The following is a 16388-nucleotide window of genomic DNA, read 5'->3' as shown; positions in this document are numbered from 1 at the left end:
CCATGAGCCGTACGGAGCAGGACTTCCTCGGACAGCGTGAGATCGCGGACGACATCTACTACGGCGTCCAGACCATCCGCGGGAAGGAGAACTTCCACATCACCGGCATTCCGATGAACCAGGAGCCTTACTTCGTGAAGGCGCTCGGTTACGTGAAGAAGGCCGCCGCCATGGCCAATCGCGACCTCGGCGCTGTCGACACCAAGGTCGCCGAGGCGATCATCACGGGCTGCGACCGTGTCATTGCCGGCGACATGATGGACCAGTTCGTCACCGACTTTATCCAGGGCGGCGCTGGCACCTCCACCAACATGAACGCCAACGAGGTGATCGCCAATCTCGCGCTGGAATCGCTCGGCTTCGCCAAAGGTGACTATCAGCACGTCAGCCCCAACGATCACGTCAATTACGGCCAGTCGACCAACGACACCTATCCGACCGCTTTTCGGCTGGCACTGATCCTGCGGCTCGAGAGCTATATGACGGCGCTGCGCCAGCTCCAGGAGGCCTTCTTCGCCAAGGGCCGCGAGTTCGAGCGGGTGCTGAAGATGGGCCGCACCCATTTGCAGGACGCGGTGCCGATGTCGCTCGGCGCGGAATTCCGGGGATGGGGCACCACGATCGGCGAGGAGGTCGACCGCATCTCGGAAGCGCGCGCGCTGCTGCGCGAGATCAATCTCGGCGCCACCGCGATCGGCACCTCTGTCACGGCGGCCCACGGCTATCCCAAGCTCGCGGTCCGGCATTTGAGCGCGCTCACCGGCGTCGACTTCATCCTTGCAGGCGATCTCGTCGAGGCGACCTCGGATACCGGCGCCTATGTGCAGCTCTCCGGCGTCCTCAAGCGCACTGCGAGCAAGCTGACGAAAATCTGCAACGACATCCGTCTGCTCGCCTCGGGCCCGCGTGCCGGTTTCAACGAGATCAACCTGCCGCAGCTCCAGCCGGGCTCCTCGATCATGCCCGGCAAGGTCAACCCTGTGATCCCCGAGGTCGTGAACCAGACCAGCTTCCTCGTCATCGGGCTCGACACCACGGTCACGCTTGCCGCAAGCGCCGGCCAGCTCCAGCTCAACGTGATGGAGCCGGTGATCTCATTCGCGCTGTTCTTCTCGATCCGCACCATGGAGCGCGCAGTCAACAGTCTGCGCGAGAACTGCGTCGTGGGCATCACTGCCAACGAGGAGCACACCCGCAACATGGTGCTCAACTCGCTCGGTATCGTGACGGTGTTGAAGCCGTTGCTCGGCTACAAGCAATGCGCCGAGATCGCGCGCGAGGGCTACAAGAGCGGCAAGTCGCTGCACCAGATCGTCGTGGTCGAGCGCAAGCTGCTGACGCAGGAGAAATGGGACGAGATGTTCTCGTTCGAGCGTCTGATCAATCCGGACCTGATTGCGTAGCTATTGCTCATCCGCAGCTTTCAACTCGTCATTGCGGAGGAAACGGAAAGGAGCGAATTCCGCGGCTTGGAATTGCGGTCGCGGCATCCGCAATGGCGTCAGGACGCAATACTTGACAGTGGAAAGATTGCCTTGTTGGTATGGTCCCCAACCTTCGATTTGCTCGTCAACAAAGGATCGTTCCGCAATGTCCATGCCTGCCTTGTTCAAGGGACGCCTGTCGATCCCCGTGATCGGTTCGCCGCTCTTCATCATCTCGGTGCCCGATCTCGTGATCGCGCAGTGCAAGGCGGGCGTGGTCGGCTCGTTTCCGTCGCTAAACGCGCGTCCGCCGGAGCTGCTCGACGAATGGCTGGCGCGAATCACCGAAGAGCTCGCGGCCTATGACCGCGCGCATCCCGACAAGCCGTCGGCGCCGTTCGCGGTCAACCAGATCGTGCACAAGTCGAACAATCGGCTCGACCATGACATGCAGCTCTGCGCCAAGTACAAGGTGCCGATGATCATCTCCTCGCTCGGCGCGCGCGAGGAACTGAACCAGGCCGTGCACGGCTGGGGCGGCATCGTCTTCCACGACGTGATCAACCAGAAATTCGCGCACAAGGCGATCGAGAAAGGCGCCGACGGCCTGATCCTGGTCGCGGCCGGCGCCGGCGGCCATGCCGGCACGATCTCGCCGCTGGCGTTCGTTGCGGAAACGCGAAAATGGTTCGACGGGCCGATCGCGCTGTCGGGCGCCATCGGCAACGGCAAGGCGATCCGCGCCGCGCGCATCCTCGGCGCCGACTTTGCCTATATCGGCTCGGCCTTCATTGCCACCAAGGAAGCCAACGCGGTCGAGCGCTACAAGGAGATGATCGCGGGTTCGACGGCCGACGACATCGTCTATTCCAACCTTTTCACCGGCGTGCACGGCAACTACCTGAAACCCTCGATCCTCGCCGCCGGCATGGATCCGGAAAACCTGCCGACCTCCGATCCGTCCAAGATGAATTTCGGCACCGATGCCTCCGGTGAGCGTGCCAAGCCCAAGGCCTGGAAGGAGATCTGGGGCTCGGGCCAGGGCATCGGCAGCGTCGACGGCATCCTGCCCGCCGCAGAACTGATCGCGCGCTTCAAGAAGGAATATGAGGAAGCGATCGATCCGCCGTTGTGAACCATGCTGTCGTCCCGGCCTTCGCCGGGACGACACTTTTTGTTTAACTCCGAATGTGCACCACGGAGAAGCGATGACCGCGATCTACCGCGTCGACGGCAACAGCGTCGTCACCAGCCCGGATGCGGCGGGTCCGTGGGACCGACGCATGCAGCACGGCTCGGCGCCGGCTTCGCTGGTGACGTGGGCGGCCGAACGCATTCCGACCCCGGTGCCGATGGATATCGCGCGCGTCACCATCGATCTGATGCGCCCCGTTCCGGTGGCGCCGCTGACGATTGCGACCGAGGTCTTGCGCGAGGGTCGCAAGATCCAGCTCTGCGAAATCAAGCTGCTTGCCGACGGCGTGCAGGTGGTCGGCGCCACCGTGCTCAAGATCAAGCGCCAGGCGCTGACGCTGCCCGACGACATCAGGGCGCTGCCGGTCGAGTTGCCCGCGCCCGAGGATTCGCTGGTCGAGGATGGTCATGCCGCCACCAGCCCGTTCGTGCGTTCGGTCTCGATGCGTGCTGCGCGCGGCCGCTTCGGCCAGGCTGGGGCCGGTGCGATCTGGTTTCGCGTCGACCATCCCCTGATCGAGGGCGAAGCGGTCTCGCAGGCGATGCGCGCCGTGGTCGCGGCCGATTTTTCCAACGGCACCGCCTCGACGCTCGACTTTCGCGCCTGGACCTACATCAACGCCGACCTTACCGTGAGCTTTTCACGCCAGCCGATCGGCGAATGGGTCCTGCTCGACGGGGACTCCTGGATCGGTCCGGATGGCGCCGGGCTCGCGATGTCGCGGCTCGCAGACAGGCAAGGCTATTTCGGCCGGGCCGTGCAGAGTCTGGTGATCGAGAAGCGGTGAGCGTGACGGCTTTGGCCGCGCCCAGTCCCGGTGCCATTTGAATGGCAGGCTTTGAATGGCAGACTTCCGCCGCCGCGGAAGGGATGCCCTGGTCGCGAACCCCTTCTTGTCCGGAGGCTCTCTTGTTCGACGCCAGCGTCCTGCCAGTTCACATGCCGTAGAAGATCTTGATCTCCCACAGCACCACAACGATAGCCGTGATCAACGTGACCGCAGCCACCGCACTTTCCAAGGAAGCGACTCTCATTTGATACTCCGCTTCCCAGCCCCGTTCAGCGATCTAGTTGATTCGTAGATTCGCCGGCAATTGCCCGCGCACCGCCTCTTCACGCTCTGTGGCGCGCTGTTGTTTGCGGGCCACAACAACCCGTAAAATCCCGGGTGAGGAAGCTGCGGCGCGTCGACTTTCCCGCGGCATGTGTGCAGGGAGGAGAGTGGGCTTCGGCCCCGAGTACAGTTAATCCCGCATACCTCCGGTCCGCTGCGTTTAACGGCAGATTAACCATCGCCAGCCCAGAATCCCCCTCACGGCCGCCAATCGGGGCCGAGAGGGACAGGCGATGGACTTCGATTTTCTCAACGCCAAGACGGCAGCTTCGCTGGACGAAATCCGCGTTCGCGTGGCGCATGCGCTGGCCCGCCACCCGTTGTGCCGCAATGTGCGCTTCGACATCCTCAGTGTCCCCCGCACCCGCCGGGGCGGCAATTGGACGGTGACGCTGCAATCGGTCGAGCCGCGCGCGGTCTGGGAGGCCTCGGAGATCGTAGCGGACATCCAGGACGCCTACGATCTCGCGCTAGCCGCCTGATTTCGTTGGATTTTTCTGATCATGTCGCGGCAGTCCGCGCGATTGCCGCCGCAATGGCACGCTTAAGCCTTAATTTTCGCCTAGTTTCCGGGCACTGATCACATGGACTTGAAGTCGGACGCGGAGAGACGTTTGTCCAGAGCCATCACCATCCTCGTGCTGACCTGTTTCCTCGTCCTCGGCGCTGCCACAACCGCCATTCTCGGCCGCGACAGCGTGCCCGATGTCAGCGCGGAAATGATCTCGCAGACGCCGCCCAAGCCGCTCGCGACCAACCGCGCAGCCAAGGCCGACCGCTTGGTTCCGACGCTGGCGCTGGCCTCGGCCGCGATCGACCCGGTGCAGGTTCCCGCGGACAAGCTGTCACGGATGCCGGTGCTGACCGAGCCGCTGCGCCAGGCGTTCGCTGCTGCGTCGCCGACGGATTTCCCGATGCCCAAGGCGAATGTGAACGAGGCACCCGCGGCGGCGGAGGTTCCGGCGGTCGAAGTCCCGGCCAAGCCCAAGGTCGTGGCCAAGCCGCAGCCGCAGAAATCCTATTCGCTGCTCTCCGACGTTCAGATATCGGGCATCAAGGATCGCCTGAAACTGTCGTCGTCGCAGGAGTATTACTGGCCCTCGGTCGAGGCCGCGCTGCGCAATGTCGTCCGCAAGATTTCGGCCAACAAGCTCTCCAATCCACATGGGCAGGCCGTGCCGATCGATCCCAATTGCGACGAGGTCCAGCAGTTGAAGTCGGCGGCGATGCCGCTGCTGTTCCAGTTGCGTGACGACCAGAAAGAGGAAGTGCGCAAGCTCGCCCGCATCATCGGGCTCGAGAAGGTCGCGCAGCAGATCTGACGCGCAGGTTCCTGCGGAAACTGCACCGGTATCAGGAACATCCGGCAATCGACAAGCGTTGCTCGCTCCAAAGAGGGAGTGGACCAATGCGCGCCTCGACAGCCTATTTCGTCGGTGCCGGAACCATCGTCGTGGCCATCGCCATCGGTCTCGGCGGCGGCATTGTCGCCGGCAATATCATGAATCCGGTCTCGCCCAAGCAAGGTCCGGACACGAGCAAGCTGGCGCAGCGCGCTGAAGCCGCCAAACCCGCAACGACGGACGCGCCATCCGAACGCCTGCAATATCTCACCGGTTCGCAAGCCTTCGGCACGATGATCGCCCCGCCGGCGCAGGCCGAAGCCAAGTCTGACAAGAAGTCCGAAGAAAAGTCCGAAGCCGCCAAAACCGAAGCCGCAAAGCCCGACACGCAGACCACTCAGGCGAACGCGGAGCCCCCGGCGCCACAGCCTTCGCAAGCGGCCGCAGTGGAGCCGCCCAGGCCGGCACCGGCATCGCATCCGCAAGTCGAAAAGCCTGCCGAGCGGCAGGCATCGACCGAGCCGTCATCCTCCCCCGACAACGCTTACGCCAAAGCCAGGGATTCTGACGTGAAGCGTGCCGCGTCCGAACGGCGCCGGACGGAGCGCCGCGACCGTTGGGCCGAGCGCCGTCACTATGATTCGCGCGAGCCGCGAAGTATGCGCGACCGCACGGATTGGGACGACGTCGCGCGCAACATCCGCGAGGATTCCGATGCGCGCGATGTCGCAAGCCGTCCGCGCGGCGGCTTCCCGCAGATCAGGCTGTTCGGGTCTGACGACGACTAGACTAAATTAGCCCGCAGGGTCGCGCGACCCCGTGAAGCTGCGCTCGCCCTGTCCCGTGGTCGCGCAGGAGTGTTGAGCCGAAAAGCCTTGAGCCGTGCGTCAGCCGAGAATCGCGGCCGCCGCGCATTCGGCGATCAGGATGGTCGGCGTCTGGATGTTGCCGGAGATCATGATCGGGATCGCCGAGGCGTCGGCGACATGCAGGCCGTCGATGCCGCGCACCTGCAGGCGCTGCGGATCGACGACGGCCATGGCATCCGTGCCCATCCGGCAGGTCGAGGCGGCGTGATAGAGTGTCGTGCAATGACCGCGAATATAGTCGGCGATTTCGCTGTCGCTCACCGCTTCCGCGCTCGGCGTCACCTCGCTTGCGACCATCTCCTTGAGCGGTGATTGCGCGGCGATGCGACGATTGAGGCGCACGCCTTCGATCATGGTCGCGAGGTCGTTGCCGCCGGCGTCCGACGAGAAATAGCCGGGGTCGATCGCGGGATGCTCGATCGGGTCCGACGAGCGCAGCGTGATCCGGCCGCGGCTGTTCGGCCGCTGCAAGGTCGCATGCAGCGTGATGCCCGGCTTGGACGACAGGAAACGAACATAGTCGCGGTGCGGGCTGATCGCGCCGTAGAGCTGAAGGTCGGGCTCGACGCCGGGACGGCTCCGCACATGTGCGCCGGCGGCGACCCAGGGAGACGTGCGCGGGCCGCTGCGGTGCGCCTGCCATTCCGCAAGGCTCGCGGCGAGACTCTCGTCGGTCCAGGCACCGACGCCGATCTTCTCCTTCGTGTAGAAGGTGATGGGAATGTTGATGTGGTCCTGGAGATCCTTGCCGACGCCTGCCAGCTCATGCACGACGTCGACGCCGACGGCCTTCAATTCGTCAGCCGGGCCGACGCCCGACAGCAACAATTGTTGTGCCGAGCTGATGGCCCCGGAGGCGAGCACCACCTCGCCGGTTGCGAAGGCGCTCTTTGGCTGCCCGTCCTCGAGATATTCGACGCCGATCGCGCGGGAGCGCTCGATGATGATGCGGGTGACGCGCACGCTTGTCTTCAGCGTGAGATTGGCCCGCGTCAGCGCCGGCCGCAGATAGGCCTTGCCGGTGCCGAAGCGCTCGCCGTCCTTGATGACGAACTGGAACAAGCCGGCGCCTTCCTGGGTCGCGCCGTTGAAATCGGGATTGTACGGGAGCCCTGCGGCCCGTGCCGCCTCGAGCCATTTCAGTTCGTTCGGGTCGACATGGGGAACGTCGGCGACGTGCAGCGGCCCGCTCGTGCCGTGCAGGGGATCGTCGATGAAGCGCGCATTGTTCTCGAACGCGATGAACTTCGGCAGCACGTCGCGCCACGCCCAGCCGGCGCAGCCTGCCTTCGCCCAGCCGTCGTAATCGGAGGGCAGGCCGCGGATATAGATCATCGCGTTCATCGCGCCGGAGCCGCCGACCATCTTGCCGCGCGGCCAGAAGATCCGCCGGCCGCGGCAGCCGGCTTGCGGTTCGGTGTAATAGCCCCAGTCGACCGCGGTGTTGAACATCGTCGGCCAGTCCGCCGGAATGTCGGACGCCAGCGGCGCCGCACGGCCTGCCTCCAGCACCAGCACCTTGCGGTGCGGATCGGCCGACAGCCGGTTGGCCAGCACGCAGCCGGCCGAGCCGGCGCCTACGATGATCGTGTCGTACATTGGGAAACGCTCCGCGAAGACCTTCATCCCGCGGAGCGCTTGCAAGATTTGTGCTTCGGAAACGATCGTACGCTCTCACCCTTCCCTCCAGAGGAGGGTGAAACCGTGCTCATCCCCCACGCGACTCGACGACCTTGCGGCAGGCATCGGAGAGCTTCGACTTGTTCTCGCGCAGGCAAGCGTTCATCTGCGGCGGCTTGCCGACATGTTCAGCGCAGAATTTGCTAGCGTCGCCGCGGCAGGCCATCTGCTCCTGCAGCGTCGGGCCGGATTGCGCCGCGGCGCGCAGGGCGGTGGCGGCGAGCAGCAGCGCGGCAAGAACCGAAATCTTCATAGAGCACCTCATTGGGAATGTCGTTGGTCCCGCTTGGGATCGAACGAGCCGGACCATCTCGCGAAGGCCGGGCGCAGGTCCATGCCATGTTCATGGCGTCGGCCGGTCCATCAGGCTGCCGTACCCCCATTTTCATGGCATGTATCTGTCCGCCGTCTTTTGCCATTCAGGCTGCACGTCGGCTGCGAGACCCGGTGATTGCATCGGGACGCCGAACGGGAAGCAGGAGAGCAAGATGTCGAAAAGAGCGGGAGCGCTGAGCGCCGGGCTGACGATCATGGCGCTGGCGGGTGCGGCGATGGTGTCGATGGGCACGAGCCCTGCGCAAGCGGTGGTCTATTGCAAGACGGTCGGCGTGCCCAAGGGCTGCGTGGTGCGGCCGACCGCGGCGGTGGTGGTCGCGCCGGGAGCGCCGGTTGCGGCGGTCGCGGTCGCGACACCCGGTGTCGGTGCGCCCGGTGTTGGCGTGCGCGCGGGCACGCCGATGAATCGCGGTGGTCCGGTCAATCGCGTCGGCGTGCGCTGAGCTTGTCTTCACCTCGTCCCGCTCTTGTCCGCCGAAGCTTTGGCGAACGCGGATGAGGGATGAGGGATGAGGGATGAGGGAGAAGAGTTCGGGCGAAGGAGCCTTGCGGACGAACCCCCCGTCCTCCGCGGGCAAAACATCCGGCCCGTCCCTCTCTCCGCGCGTCCCACACGTTCGGAGAGGGGGCTTTTCAGCTCGCGGCGGCATCGCTGTCGGGAAAAATCTGCGGCAGTTGCAGCCGCACGCGCGTCCCCGAGGAATCCGAATGCAGATCGAACGCCGCCCCGCAGCGCGCGGCGCGGCTCCTCATGTTGCGCAGGCCGCGCGCGGTCTGGCCTGCGCTCGCAACCTCGCCGGCGAGCGCGAAACCCTTGCCGTCGTCGGCAACGCTGATCACGCCATACGGCCCACGACCACCATGACCACCCGCTTGACCATCCCCCTGGCCATCGCCACGCGTCTCGATGGTGACGGTGATGTGGCGGGCCTGGGCGTGCTTGACCGCATTGGTCACGGCTTCGTCGAGGATGCGCACGATCTGGATGACGTGCCATGGCCTGAGCTCGGGATGCAGCGGCAGCCCCTGTGGCGTCGCCACGTGCCAGTCGAGCGCGATGTCGTGCGGTCGCAACTGCGCGGTCGCACGTTCGCGCCAGGAACCGAGTGCAAGCATCAGGTCGCCGCCGATGTCGTCCATGGAATCTATGACGAGGCGGAGGTCCTTCAGCGCGGCGCGGGCGGCGTCGGTGATGGTCGGGCCCTCATGGCCGCGCTCGGAGAGTGCGACGATGCTGACCAGCTGGCCGCCGAGGCCGTCATGCAGGTCCCGCATCAGCCGCGTGCGCTCATCGGCGAGCGCGGCGGCGCGGGCGCGCGCCTCCTCGCGGACGAAGCTCGCCTTCAGCCGCTCCTCGACCTCTCGCACGCGCGTCACGAGCTGGCCTGCAAAACTGTCGACCTGGTTCAACGCGCGGGCGAAGCGCCAGGTCAGGCCGGCGCCGATCGCGACCAGCATCGCCGAATAGGACAGGCGCGAGACGAAGATGCGCTCGTTGGACATGATCTCGAACACCGACAGCATGTCGTGGACCCAACAGGTCAGCACGATCGACACCGCGCAGCCGAGCGTGAAGCTGGCCGCGTCCTGCCGCCGCACCACCGCGGCCGCGGTCACGCAGGCCATCAGGAACAGGCAGACCCCGACCGTCGGGATGCCGAGAACGAGAAAGAGAATGCGCGGCAGCGGCGGGCCGGCGATCAGTCCGACGACGAACACGACAATCCCCGGCGCGAACAGCAGTGTGCCGTAGCGCGGCCAGCGCCAGCCGAAGAACAGCACGCCGAACACCACGATCAGCGCACTCTCCATCGGAGCGGACGCCAGCAGCACGGCGGCGAGCCGGGATACCGTGGCCGGCGGCACCGGCGGCGGCGAGAAGGCCTGGATGACGCCGAGCACCATTGCCGCGGCCAGCACGCCATAGACCGGCTCGCGGCGGCGCATCAGCCACATGATGGCGAGGATGACGGCGAGGATCGACTGCCAGGCGGAGAACACCACGGGCAATGTGACGAACAGCAGCGTGCGTGTTTCATAGGCGGGCCGCAAGGCGGCATCCGGGCCGACATAGACGGTGTCGAGAAAGCCCTTGAGCGGTCCCCACACCAGCAGCCGCACCGTGATCTCGTTCGCCCCCTCGCGCAGCAGCGAGGACGGGATCGCTGCGATCTGGGGTGTGTTCCGGTCGGGCCGGTTGGCATTGGCATCGCGCCGGGAATCCAGGACGACGACGCCGTTGACGGCGACCTCCACCGCGTTGCTGAAGCGCGGCAGGAATACCGACCATCCGGGCGCTGCATCGCCGCGGCGGAACGTGAAGGCGCCGGTGTAGAGCGGTGGGTCGGCGAGCGAATAGCGTGACGAGGTGAAATGCGGCAGCATCACGGGGCGCGCCACGCCGTCCTCCCGCAGCGAGAATTCGCCCAACGCAAAAGCGTCGGGATCGCTGGGCTGGAGCAGCCGCAGCCCGAGGATGGTGGCGACCACGATCAGCGCCTGGATCAGCAGATAAGGCACAAGGCGCGAGGCCAGCAGCCGGCGCCGCGCGGGTTTGACCGCTGCCTTTGCCGCGATCTCGCTCACAGCTTGATCAGGCCCTGCTGCACCGCCTCGAACACCGCTTCGCTACGGGTGTGCACTTCGAGCTTGCGATAGATGTTCTTGATGTGGCCGGGTACGGTCTGCCTGGAAAGGCCGAGATGGCTCGCGATCTCGGCGTAGCTGAACCCTTTTGCGATGCCCCAGAGGATGTCGATCTCGCGTGGAGTGAGTCTGGCGGTATTGAGCACGGGACCCGGCGGAGGCTCGGCCGAATTCTGCGCGGCACCTTGCGTTCTGCGCACGATGAAGCGGGCAATCGAGGCCGAGATCGGCGAATGGCCGGCGACCAGATCGCGCACGGTGGTGGCGATATCGGTGGGGAACGCATCCTTCAGGAGATAGCCGGTGGCGCCGACCGTGATCGCGGAGATGACACTCTCCTCGTCGCCGAGCGCCGAGATCACCATGATCTCGGTGTCGGGAAAGCGCTGCCTTGTCTCGCGGATCAGCTCGACGCCATGGCCGTCGGGCAGCCGCAGATCGGTCAGCAGCACACGCGGCGCACGCTCGCCGAGTCCGGTGCGGGCCTCGGCGAGCGTGCCGGCGCTGCGCACCTCGTAGCCGGTCTTGACCAGCGCGTCCTGGAGCCGCCAGCAGGTCGGCGCGTCGTCCTCGACGAGGAGGATGGTGATGGCTTCACCCGTCTCGCCCTGTTCGCTCATGTTCATCGTCCTGCACCGCGTGTCCCCCGCGGCGCAAGGCCAACTTTAGCGGCGGCGCGGACGCCGCGACACCCATAATCATGGGGGCCGAATAATCAGGGGGGCCAAGGCGGCGACACCGGAAACCGCTGCATCGTGATGTGCATGGTGTCGCTGGTCATGGGCCTGGCCTCTACCTGCCATTGCCGCGGCACGCGCCGCCGGGGCCGATATGGTAGCCGCGCGGGCAGGCATGCGCGGCCGGGTTGGCGTAATTTCTGAGGCAGCCGCCATTGGGGCCGCGGTGCCAGCCGGGGCCGCAGCCGCCGGCGACCGCGATGACGTCGCCATTCGCGCTCCCGCCGGGCGAGGCGAGCGGCATGGCCTCGGCAGAGCCCGTGATTGCGCCGAGCGCGAGGGCTGCGGCGAACATGGTTCGCATCATGTCTTGTGCTCCCGAATGCCGTTGCTTCAATGGCCGGCGGCGAACGCAATGCCGGCGCGCACCTCGGCGATCGCCTGGTCGATCAGCCCGAGCGCTTTCTCGCGATGGCCGCCCTTGTTCGGCTCGGCCTTGCCGAGCTCGGCGCGGGCGGATTGCAGGATCGCGATGGCTTGGTCCATGTGCGGCTGCGCGCCCAGCGCGTAACCGACGCAGAGGCTGGTCGCGATGCCGCCGCCGAGCACGAGGCTGCGGGGTAGAGAGGTTCGCATGTCTTCTTCTCCTCCAGCGGGCGTCAGGCTGAGGCCGCCCGTTTGCCCGGACGCAGTCCGTCATGTCGCGGAATGCCGCATCCGCCGCTTGAATAGGGCTCGCCCGTGCAGTCAGTCTTGGACTGTCCGGCGCCGGCGGCGTCGAGGCTTGGACTGACCGGCGCAGCTTGATTCACGTTGGCGTGCTGATACCCTGCGCTCGCCGGGCTTCAACAGGCGTTCGTTTCAGGCCTGGACAGACTTCGGCACGCTTTCGTGCACGAGCTTTTCCCAAAAGTCTTTCTTGGAAATTCTTTCGATGTCCGTCATCAGGAAGGCGCTCTCGACAGACATGCTGCCGCAGGACCTGTCCGACCGGCAGCGCTTCATCCGCTTCGCCGAGCTGTTCGAGCATTTCTCCAACACCGGCGAGCTCGATCCGGCCTCCGACGTGCCGTTCCGCGCCACGATGAACTCGATCCACATCGGCACCACCATGCTCGGGCGCTGCGACGGCAGCTTCGTGACGGTTCGGCGGGAAAAACGCCAGGTGCTCGAGACCGGCGACGACCGCTTTTGCCTCGCGCGCAACACGGGCGACCGCTCTTCGCAGGTGGTTCATCGCGGCCGCGAATTCACCATGCGGCCGGGATCGATGGTGCTGCTCAAGCTCGACGAGCCGTTCTTTGCCGCCGACGGCGCAAGCCACAAGCGCTTCACCAACGTGCATCTGCCGGTCGATACGCTGCGTGCGATGGTCGCCGACGTCGACGATCTTGTCGGCTGCGAGCTCGAGCCCGGCGGAGCATTGTCGCTGGCCATGGACTACAGCGATCTCCTGCTGCGTCATTCAACGGCGGCGGACGAAGCCGGAATGGCAATCGCTGCGCACCTGCTCGACCTCGCCGCGATCGGTCTCGGCGCCCGCAGCGATATCGCGACTGCGGCGCGACGCCGGGGCCTGCGCGCCGTACGGGTCAAGGCCGTGCTGACGATCCTCGAGGCGCGCTTCCACGAACCGGATTTTTCCGCGCAGAGGTTAGCCGCCGCAGCCGGTCTCTCCGAACGGTACGTCAACGAGTTGCTGTTCGAGGCCGGCGCCAGCTTCACCACGCGCCTCAACGAGCTCCGCCTGCGCAAGGCGGCCGATCTTCTCGCCCATCGCGAAGGTCGCATCAGCGACATTGCCTTCGCCTGCGGCTTCAACGACCTCTCTTATTTCAACCGCTGCTTCCGCCGGAGGTTCGGGCTGACGCCGACGGCGGCACGCGGGAAGTAGCGAGACCGCACTCTATGAACTTTCCACCCTTGGCGGCGGATAGCGCCGGGCCAGCATCGACAGCGACAGTTGCCGTTCGTCCTCGGGCAGCGCCAGAAAGGCCAGCACCAGCGGCCGCTTCCAGTCGCCGACGCCGAAATCCATCGCCCTCCATTTCTGCGGCTCGGGGCCTTCGAGACCCCGGACCCAGACGAAATAGCGGGGAAGGTCGTCGGCGTCCGCTTGCGTCGTGCGTCCCCTGGCCATCCGAGCTGCTCGCTGCATCGATCTGAATTGCCACACGATATAGGGATAGGCGCGGCGAAGTCGAACCCGGCGAGGGAGGCTCGTGCCGGGAAGTACGCGGCTCTCTGCTGGCGAAGTGTCTCAGGACCCGGATGCGGGCCGTACGGCCGCACGCGCCGTCAGTGCCAGAGTTCGCAGGTTGCAACCCGATTGATGTCGGCGAGCCGCCGGCTGGGGTCGCCCTCGAGATCGAGGCTCGCGACCAGCGTCAGCAGGCGATGATAGGCGCCGTCAGCGATTTCGACGGGCAGCGGGGCTTCGTCGAATGTCTCGACATAGCTGCCGACGAGACCGCTCAACAGGCGGCACAGGCCGCGCTGTTCGGGATCGTCCCGGCCGAGCGTCTCGAGCTTTTGCTGGAAGATACGGAAGGTCCGCAAACCGTGGTGCTGCTGTGAAAGCCACGCGTGCAGGTCGTTCATATGAGCTCCTTCGAATGAGAGAAGAAGCTACCGGCTTATACAGTGCAGGTGTGACGATTGCCAGGGAGGGGAGGGGCTGGATTCGTTGAACCAGTCCGCCTTCGCCAAGGCTTCGGCGGGACAGCCTTCACCGCTTCGCATGGATAGGATTGCGCCTGGCTTGCCAAGCCGTAGCTGCGAAGCAGCGAAGGCTGGTGCCCCTGGCCGGAATCGAACCAGCACTCCTTGCGGAACTCGATTTTGAGTCGAGCGCGTCTACCAGTTCCGCCACAGGGGCCCTCGGTCGGCCCCAAACAGGGCGTCGCGAAGCCGGCGGACTATAGCTATGGACAAAGCGGGGTCAACCCGCGCCAAAGTGATCCCGGCTGTTCTCGACAGCCGCATGGGCCGGGGCTAGAGGCTTGGGAGCGCGACCCATCCGAAGAGGCTGCCGTGACGACCCAGAGTGCCGCAATACCTGCGTTCAAACCGGCGGCCACGAACCCCGCGCTGACCGCTTCGCTGCTCGTCACGCTGATTGCGGCAGCCACGATCGCGGGCGCCTGGTTCTTCCAGCTCGTGCTGGAGATCCTGCCCTGTCCGCTCTGCCTCGAGCAGCGTTACGCCTATTATCTCGCGATCCCGCTTGGCGCGCTCACGGCGCTTGCGGCGCGGAGCGGCGCGCCGCGGCCGCTGCTGCTCGCGGCCCTCGCGATCCTGGCGCTGGCGACCCTCGCCAATGCCGGGCTCGGCACCTATCACTCCGGCGTCGAATGGGGTTTCTGGAAGGGACCGACCGACTGCTCCGGTCCCGTCGTCAAGCTCGGCAATGCCGCCGATCTCCTGTCGAAGCTCGACACCGTGAAGGTGGTGCGCTGCGACGAGGTGCAGTGGCGCTTCCTCGGGCTCTCCCTCGCCGGTTACAACGTGCTGATCTCGCTGCTCATGGCCGCGACCGCCGCTTGGGGATTCGTGGCAACGGCGAAGCGCTAGAGCTTAGTCGTCCACGTCGTCCTGCGTGCGCCCGAACAGGTGCACGATACCCGGCGTCGCGATCGTCACGAACACGAAGCGCGACAGATGATGGGCGCCGACGAAGATCGGGTCGATGTGCAGCGTCAGGGCCAGTGCCAGCATGGCGTCCATCGCGCCCGGCGCGTAGGCGACCACGACGTCCGAGAACTTCACCTGCGTGGTGAGCGCCACGATGCCGACGAAGATCGCGGAGACGGCGATGGCCACCGCAAACGAGCCCAGCGCCGCGTTGATGTGGCCGGCGAGCGTCCTGATCCGCATCCGCGCGAAGCGGCTGCCGATCAGGGCGCCGATGCCGACCAGCGCCACGCCGCGCACCCAGTCCGGCAGGCCGCCCTCGACCCAGCCTGCGCCATGCAGCACGCTGGAGCCGATCATCGCGCCGAACATCCAGCTCGCCGGAAACCTGATCAGGCGCAGCAGGAGTGCCGCGGCCAGTGAGGCCGCGACCAGTTCGACGAGGTCGAGCGGCGAGGCAATCGTCGTCGTCAGCGATGGCGCGACGGAGGGCGCCACGCCGGCGAGCGCCAGCACCAGTGGCAGCGCCGCGGTGAGGATGATGACGCGCATGGTCTGCACCACCGCAATGCCCGGCAGGTCGGCGCCGCGCTCGACCGCCAAAATCGTGATCTGCGACAGCGCGCCGGGACTGCCGGCGAGGAAGGCCGAGGTGCGGTCCCAGCCGTGGACACGCTGGAGGTAATAGCTCGAGCCGAAGGTCGAGCAGAAGGTCGCGAGCGCAAGCAGGCCGATGGTGAGCGGATACGCGCTGACCTGTTGCAGCAGGTGGCGCGAGACGACCGATCCCAGCGAGATGCCGAGCAGCACCAGCACGGTCTGGGTCAGGATCGGCGGCAGCGCCAGCTGGCGGCCGGCGACCGCGGCGATCCCGACCGCGATCATCGAGCCCGAGATCAACCCGCCGGGCAGGCCCGCGAGCAGAAACACGAGGCCTCCGGCGGAGCCGATGACGAGCGTCTCCACCGTGCTCAAGATCTTGGCACGGCTCGGCCATTCGAACGGCAGGGAGGCGGTGATTTGCTTCACGCCACCTTATCGCAAATCAGCGAGAGGCGCACAATTGCAGGCTCGTCATGCCGCAATGCGCGCGCCACTCGCCGACCCTCGCGAACCGTATTGTGCCGGATTTACTTCTTGTCGGCCGCGGGGGCGGCGGTGCCGGCCTTCGCTTCCTTCTTGCACTCGCGGCGGAATTTCTTGCGCTCCTTGCCCTTCAGCCCCTTGGCGTCCGCCTGCTTCGAGCATTCGAGCGACTCGGCCGAGCGCTCCTTCGTTACCTTCTTGTCGGCGGTGGTAGCTGCGTCGGTCTTGGCCGCCGGCGCGGCGGTCTGCGCGAAGGCAGTGCCGGTGGCGAGCAGGGAGGCGAGGGCGACGACGGCGAGGCGAGACGTGAAGGTCATGGTGTTGCACTCATCTTGCGAGAATGGCGAAGGGTTGGGACCGTCGGCTCGCCTTGCTGAACGCGACA

Annotated in this window: 19 protein-coding genes and 1 tRNA gene; 9 read left to right on the top strand and 11 right to left on the bottom strand. The window is 66.0% G+C overall.

Annotation, left to right across the window (positions count from 1 at the left end):
* Positions 1-2: 2 nt before the first annotated feature.
* The 6 genes from NR187_RS19650 to NR187_RS19625 all read left to right on the top strand — a co-directional run bounded on the left by NR187_RS19650 (position 3) and on the right by NR187_RS19625 (position 5864).
* Positions 3-1403, top strand: a complete 1401-nt coding sequence (locus tag NR187_RS19650; protein WP_211381180.1) for an aspartate ammonia-lyase — start codon at positions 3-5, stop codon at positions 1401-1403.
* Positions 1404-1590: 187 nt separating this feature from the next.
* On the top strand, positions 1591-2559 hold the full coding sequence (locus tag NR187_RS19645) for a nitronate monooxygenase family protein (RefSeq protein WP_211381181.1): 969 nt from the start codon (positions 1591-1593) through the stop codon (positions 2557-2559).
* Between the two features lie 73 nt (positions 2560-2632).
* A complete protein-coding gene (locus NR187_RS19640; RefSeq protein ID WP_211381182.1) occupies positions 2633-3406 on the top strand; it encodes a thioesterase family protein in 774 nt (257 codons plus the stop codon).
* A 560-nt stretch (positions 3407-3966) separates the two neighbouring features.
* Entirely contained in the window at positions 3967-4215 is a 249-nt protein-coding gene (locus NR187_RS19635; RefSeq protein ID WP_211381183.1) for a hypothetical protein, read from the top strand.
* A 132-nt stretch (positions 4216-4347) separates the two neighbouring features.
* Positions 4348-5055: a hypothetical protein gene (locus NR187_RS19630; protein WP_211381184.1), complete on the top strand. Its 708-nt coding sequence runs from the start codon at positions 4348-4350 to the stop codon at positions 5053-5055.
* Between the two features lie 86 nt (positions 5056-5141).
* Positions 5142-5864 carry a hypothetical protein gene (locus NR187_RS19625; RefSeq protein WP_211381185.1) on the top strand — a complete coding sequence of 241 codons (723 nt, stop codon included), beginning with the start codon at positions 5142-5144 and terminating at the stop codon, positions 5862-5864.
* Positions 5865-5963: 99 nt separating this feature from the next.
* On the opposite strand, the gene NR187_RS19620 is transcribed toward NR187_RS19625, so the two are convergent.
* Both NR187_RS19620 and NR187_RS19615 read right to left on the bottom strand, forming a co-directional pair.
* Entirely contained in the window at positions 5964-7544 is a 1581-nt protein-coding gene (locus tag NR187_RS19620) for a GMC family oxidoreductase (protein WP_211381186.1), read from the bottom strand.
* Between the two features lie 109 nt (positions 7545-7653).
* Complete coding sequence (locus NR187_RS19615; RefSeq protein ID WP_211381187.1) at positions 7654-7878, bottom strand: cysteine rich repeat-containing protein; 225 nt, start codon at positions 7876-7878, stop codon at positions 7654-7656.
* 235 nt (positions 7879-8113) lie between these two features.
* On the opposite strand from NR187_RS19615, the gene NR187_RS19610 reads away from it, so the two are divergent.
* Complete coding sequence (locus tag NR187_RS19610; RefSeq protein ID WP_211381188.1) at positions 8114-8404, top strand: hypothetical protein; 291 nt, start codon at positions 8114-8116, stop codon at positions 8402-8404.
* 190 nt (positions 8405-8594) lie between these two features.
* On the opposite strand, the gene NR187_RS19605 is transcribed toward NR187_RS19610, so the two are convergent.
* From NR187_RS19605 to NR187_RS19590, 4 genes are all read right to left on the bottom strand, one after another.
* Complete coding sequence (locus tag NR187_RS19605; protein ID WP_211381189.1) at positions 8595-10547, bottom strand: ATP-binding protein; 1953 nt, start codon at positions 10545-10547, stop codon at positions 8595-8597.
* Positions 10544-11227, bottom strand: a complete 684-nt coding sequence (locus tag NR187_RS19600; protein WP_211381190.1) for a response regulator transcription factor — start codon at positions 11225-11227, stop codon at positions 10544-10546. The genes NR187_RS19605 and NR187_RS19600 overlap by 4 nt, the downstream gene beginning before the upstream one ends.
* 172 nt (positions 11228-11399) lie before the next feature.
* Positions 11400-11651, bottom strand: coding sequence for a GCG_CRPN prefix-to-repeats domain-containing protein (locus NR187_RS19595; RefSeq protein WP_372703193.1), 252 nt, complete (start codon positions 11649-11651; stop codon positions 11400-11402).
* Between the two features lie 26 nt (positions 11652-11677).
* The gene (locus NR187_RS19590; RefSeq protein WP_211381191.1) at positions 11678-11920 is read right to left on the bottom strand and encodes a hypothetical protein; all 243 of its coding nucleotides are present in this window, start codon (positions 11918-11920) and stop codon (positions 11678-11680) included.
* 298 nt (positions 11921-12218) lie between these two features.
* On the opposite strand from NR187_RS19590, the gene NR187_RS19585 reads away from it, so the two are divergent.
* A complete protein-coding gene (locus NR187_RS19585) occupies positions 12219-13178 on the top strand; it encodes a helix-turn-helix transcriptional regulator (RefSeq protein WP_256807310.1) in 960 nt (319 codons plus the stop codon).
* A 12-nt stretch (positions 13179-13190) separates the two neighbouring features.
* Here the strand turns inward: NR187_RS19585 and NR187_RS19580 are convergent, their stop codons facing one another.
* The 3 genes from NR187_RS19580 to NR187_RS19570 form a co-directional block, all read right to left on the bottom strand.
* Positions 13191-13424: a hypothetical protein gene (locus tag NR187_RS19580; RefSeq protein WP_211381193.1), complete on the bottom strand. Its 234-nt coding sequence runs from the start codon at positions 13422-13424 to the stop codon at positions 13191-13193.
* A 158-nt stretch (positions 13425-13582) separates the two neighbouring features.
* Positions 13583-13885, bottom strand: coding sequence for a hypothetical protein (locus tag NR187_RS19575; protein WP_211381194.1), 303 nt, complete (start codon positions 13883-13885; stop codon positions 13583-13585).
* 192 nt (positions 13886-14077) lie between these two features.
* Positions 14078-14162 (bottom strand) — tRNA-Leu (locus NR187_RS19570).
* Between the two features lie 155 nt (positions 14163-14317).
* On the opposite strand from NR187_RS19570, the gene NR187_RS19565 reads away from it, so the two are divergent.
* Entirely contained in the window at positions 14318-14857 is a 540-nt protein-coding gene (locus NR187_RS19565; RefSeq protein ID WP_211381195.1) for a disulfide bond formation protein B, read from the top strand.
* Between the two features lie 3 nt (positions 14858-14860).
* Here NR187_RS19565 and NR187_RS19560 read toward each other — a convergent pair whose 3' ends face one another.
* Both NR187_RS19560 and NR187_RS19555 read right to left on the bottom strand, forming a co-directional pair.
* Entirely contained in the window at positions 14861-15946 is a 1086-nt protein-coding gene (locus NR187_RS19560; protein WP_211381196.1) for an AbrB family transcriptional regulator, read from the bottom strand.
* Between the two features lie 101 nt (positions 15947-16047).
* Positions 16048-16320, bottom strand: coding sequence for a PsiF family protein (locus tag NR187_RS19555; protein ID WP_211381197.1), 273 nt, complete (start codon positions 16318-16320; stop codon positions 16048-16050).
* Positions 16321-16388 lie beyond the last annotated feature (68 nt).

This window comes from Bradyrhizobium sp. Bra64 (genome assembly GCF_024519875.1).
GTDB classification, from domain to species: Bacteria; Pseudomonadota; Alphaproteobacteria; order Rhizobiales; family Xanthobacteraceae; genus Bradyrhizobium; species Bradyrhizobium japonicum_G.
This window is presented reverse-complemented; position numbering and strand designations above follow the sequence as displayed.